This window comes from Streptomyces sp. NPDC006551, assembly GCF_040611675.1.
In the GTDB taxonomy this organism is placed as follows: Bacteria; Actinomycetota; Actinomycetes; order Streptomycetales; family Streptomycetaceae; genus Streptomyces.
This window is the reverse complement of record NZ_JBEXOT010000090.1, coordinates 1-3,378: the sequence shown is the minus strand read 5'-3', so window position 1 is coordinate 3,378 and position 3,378 is coordinate 1. Positions and strand designations below refer to the sequence as shown.

The window sequence follows — 3,378 nt, the reverse complement described above, 5'->3', positions numbered from 1 at the left end:
GGCGTGAAGCTCACGACCCTGCGCCCGGAGCAGGCCGCCTACATCGGCGTCCCGGTCGAGGGCCCGTACAAGCCGGACCACTACCGCTACTGATGCCACGCCCGACGGCGCCCGCGCACTGACGCGCACCCGTCGACGCACCCGTAGAGGAACCAGGCAGGCCCCCGCACCCCCGTGCCGGGGGCCTGCCTCGTCCGTCATCCGGCCCGCACCCGGACCCACCGCCCCAGGAAGCACCCCGAGGACCCATGCCCCGCGGCCGTTATTCGCTCCATGACCCGCACGATCACACCCCCCTCGGTGAAGAGCACTTCCACTGCGCACCAGGCCCCTCCGGCTGGCGCTACGTCTCCCAGACCACCACCCCCTCGGGCGACCACGCGGGCTCCGTCGACCTGGCCATCGACGAACTCGGCCGCCCCATCCGACTCGAACTCCACGCCGCGAGCTGGCAGGTCCGCGGCGCCGCCCTCGACGGCGTCACCTGGGTCCGTACCGACCCCACCGGCACCCATGCCACGGAAGGCAATGTGCGCGCCCACGCCTTCACCGGCACGTCCCCGGCGTTCCTCGTCGCGATCACTCGACTGCTGCGTCTCACCCCCGGTTCCCCCGCGACCCGCGTCCGGCTCGTCGCCTTCACGGATCCCGTGCTCGCCCCCCTCACGATCGACCAGTCCTGGGCCCTGGTGAAGAGTGAAGCGCACACCACTGACAACGGCGTGCTGATGGTGGACGAATACCAGGTCGACGCCCTGGACACGGGGGAGCGGCACACGCTCCACATCGCCGGCGACGTGGTCCTCTCCGCCCCCGGCATCGAACTCGAAGCCCTCGAGACCCCGCCGTCCGTCTTTCCCTGAGCGCCTCAGGCGGGAGGCGCGAACCCCGTCGCGGGCGCGGCGGGCGGAGCGGCATCGGCGCCCGCCCGCTCGCCGGAACCGACGGCGGCGGCAGCGCCCGCGCCGGCCGGAGCCGTCGGCACCGCCGCAGCTTGCGGAGCGACCGGAGCGGCCGGGGCCGTCGGTACCGCCGCAGCTTGCGGAGCGACCGGAGCCGCGAAGCCCGCGTCCCAACCGGGCCACGCCACCGGCGCCGCCGCCCCGGGCACGTATCCGTTCCCGGATCCGGACCTGTCAGAGGCGAAGGCACGGCGCGCGTCCCGAGCCTGCCGCTCACCCACGACCCCCGCCAGATAAGCCGCGGCCGGCACGCCAGGCGGCGGAGGAGTCCCGGTCCGCGCCACGAGCTCATCCGCCAGCCGCTCCGCGAGCCGCCGCCCCACGACCGGATCCAGCTGCCGCATGCGCGTCAGGTACTGCCGTATCTCCAGCCACAGGCCGTCCGGCACGGCCGAGAGATCCAGTCCGGCGAACGCCCCGGCGAGCCACGCCGGGGCAGGGGGAACGGCCAGGCTCCGCGCCGCCGGCACCCGCTCGCGTACGACCAGCGTTCCGGCGAACACGTCCCCGATGCGCCGTCCTCGCTCCGACACCAGTGAAGCGATGCAGGCGATGACACCGAACGTCATCATGATCTCCACGACCCCGATCGCCCCGCGCACGAGCGCGTGCCGGAACCGGATCGGCCCCCCGTCGTCGCGCACCACCCGCAGCCCGCACGCCATCTTGCCGAGCGACCGCCCGTGCGTCAGCGTCTCCACCGCGATCGGCGCCCCCACCAGCACCAGCAGGAAGGAGGCGATCGACAGCGCCATCTGCGCGGCCTCGTCCAGCGAAGCCGTGGCGACCGCGAGCCCGACCGTGATCAGCAGATAGGCGGTCCACACCACCACGAGATCGATGAACAGCGCCAGAGCCCGGCTCGGCAGCCTGGCCGGCCGCAACCCCAGTACGACGGCGTCCCCCGTCACAACCCCGCTCACGACGCCCACCCTTCTCCGACCTTCCCGACCCCGCTGTACGACAGTCTGCCAAGCTGACCGTCAGCGCGCCGCAGTAGTACGCCCCCGTACGCACCCAGTGCCTGGAGCAGCAGCCGATCATGGACCTCGACGTCTACGTCACCGCCCACCGCGCCGAGTGGGACCGCCTGGACCATCTCCTGCGCCGGGGCGGGAAGCTCACCGGTGCCGAGGCCGATGAACTCGTCGCCCTCTACCAGCGCACGGCGACCCACCTGTCGCTGATCCAGTCCAGCGCACCGGATCCCATGCTCACGGCCCGGCTCACCCAGCTCGTCGCCCGCGCCCGTGCCGCCGTCACCGGCACTCGCCGAGCCTCCTGGCGCGACGCCGTCGGCTTCCTGACCGCCGGCTTCCCGGCCGCGGTCTACCGCTCGCGCCACTGGTGGGTACCGACCGCCGTCCTCTCCACGCTCCTCGCGGCGCTCATCGGTTGGTGGATCGGCACGCACCCGGAGGTCCAGTCGGCGATCGGGGCCCCGGCCGAGCTGCGCGAGATGACCCGCCCGGGCGGCGAGTACGAGACGTACTACTCCAGCCACCCGGCGGCCTCCTTCGCCGCCCAGGTCTGGACGAACAACGCTCAGGCCGCCGCCATGTGCCTGGTCCTCGGCGCGTTCCTCTGCGTCCCGGTGCTCTGGATCCTCTTCCTCAACATGCTGAACCTCGGCGTGGGCATCGGACTGATGTCCTCCGCCGGCCGCCTCGACGTCTTCCTGGGCCTGGTCCTTCCGCACGGCCTCCTGGAGCTCACCGCCGTCTTCGTCGCCGCCGGAACTGGCCTCCGCCTCGGCTGGACCGTCATCGACCCCGGCCCCATGACCCGCCGCGCCGCCCTCGCACAGCAGGGTCGCGCCGCCGTGGGCATGGCCATCGGCCTGGCCCTGGTCCTCTTCGTCTCGGGCCTGATCGAAGGCTTCGTCACCCCGTCGGGACTCCCGACCTGGGCCCGCATCACCATCGGCGTCGCCGCGGAACTGGCATTCCTCGCCTACGTCTATGTCCTCGGCGCCCGAGCGGCCCGAGCCGGCGACACCGGCGACGTCGAGGAGGCCGACCGCAGCGCGGAGCTGCCGGTGGCCGCCTGATGTGCGGAGGACCCCGCTGACCTGCTAGTCTCCTCTTCGCCCACGGAACCGGTTGACACGGGAGACGTGGGGAGGTAGATTCAAACGGTTGCCACGGACGGGACACGTTCGAGGGCGACCAGCTAGCATCTAGCTCGCTCCGGTCGGGAATGCGATTTCCACGGAGCCACCCGATTCCTTATTCGAATCACGAAAGCCACCGATTAGGTCGGCCGGAATGAATCTGATAAAGTCGGAATCGCCGGAAAGGGAAACGCGAAAGCGAAGAACAGACCGGCAGCCCGCTCCAGCGGGTGGCGGAAACGGAAAACGGATCTGCTAAGCTGGAAACACGAAAGACCGAAGGGAAAAGCCCGGAGGAAAGCC

4 protein-coding genes are annotated in these 3,378 nt (G+C 71.5%); 3 read left to right on the top strand and 1 reads right to left on the bottom strand.

Going from position 1 to position 3,378, the window contains the following annotated elements; translation table 11 throughout:
• Positions 1 to 93 (top strand): adenosylhomocysteinase (locus ABZY12_RS34220; RefSeq protein ID WP_350978958.1); only part of this gene is annotated, 93 nt, incomplete at its 5' end.
• A 155-nt stretch (positions 94 to 248) separates the two neighbouring features.
• Positions 249 to 863, top strand: coding sequence for a hypothetical protein (locus ABZY12_RS34215; protein ID WP_356897341.1), 615 nt, complete (start codon positions 249 to 251; stop codon positions 861 to 863).
• 5 nt (positions 864 to 868) lie between these two features.
• On the opposite strand, the gene ABZY12_RS34210 is transcribed toward ABZY12_RS34215, so the two are convergent.
• Positions 869 to 1,885, bottom strand: coding sequence for an RDD family protein (locus ABZY12_RS34210; protein WP_356897339.1), 1,017 nt, complete (start codon positions 1,883 to 1,885; stop codon positions 869 to 871).
• Positions 1,886 to 2,004: 119 nt separating this feature from the next.
• Between ABZY12_RS34210 and ABZY12_RS34205 the strand changes: the two genes are divergently transcribed.
• Positions 2,005 to 3,012: a stage II sporulation protein M gene (locus tag ABZY12_RS34205; RefSeq protein WP_356897337.1), complete on the top strand. Its 1,008-nt coding sequence runs from the start codon at positions 2,005 to 2,007 to the stop codon at positions 3,010 to 3,012.
• Positions 3,013 to 3,378 lie beyond the last annotated feature (366 nt).

Coding starts and splice junctions, on each gene's coding strand:
- ABZY12_RS34215 (WP_356897341.1), top strand. CDS start 249: ATGCCCCGCGGCCGTTATTCGCTCCATGACCCGCACGATCACACCCCC.
- ABZY12_RS34205 (WP_356897337.1), top strand. CDS start 2,005: ATGGACCTCGACGTCTACGTCACCGCCCACCGCGCCGAGTGGGACCGC.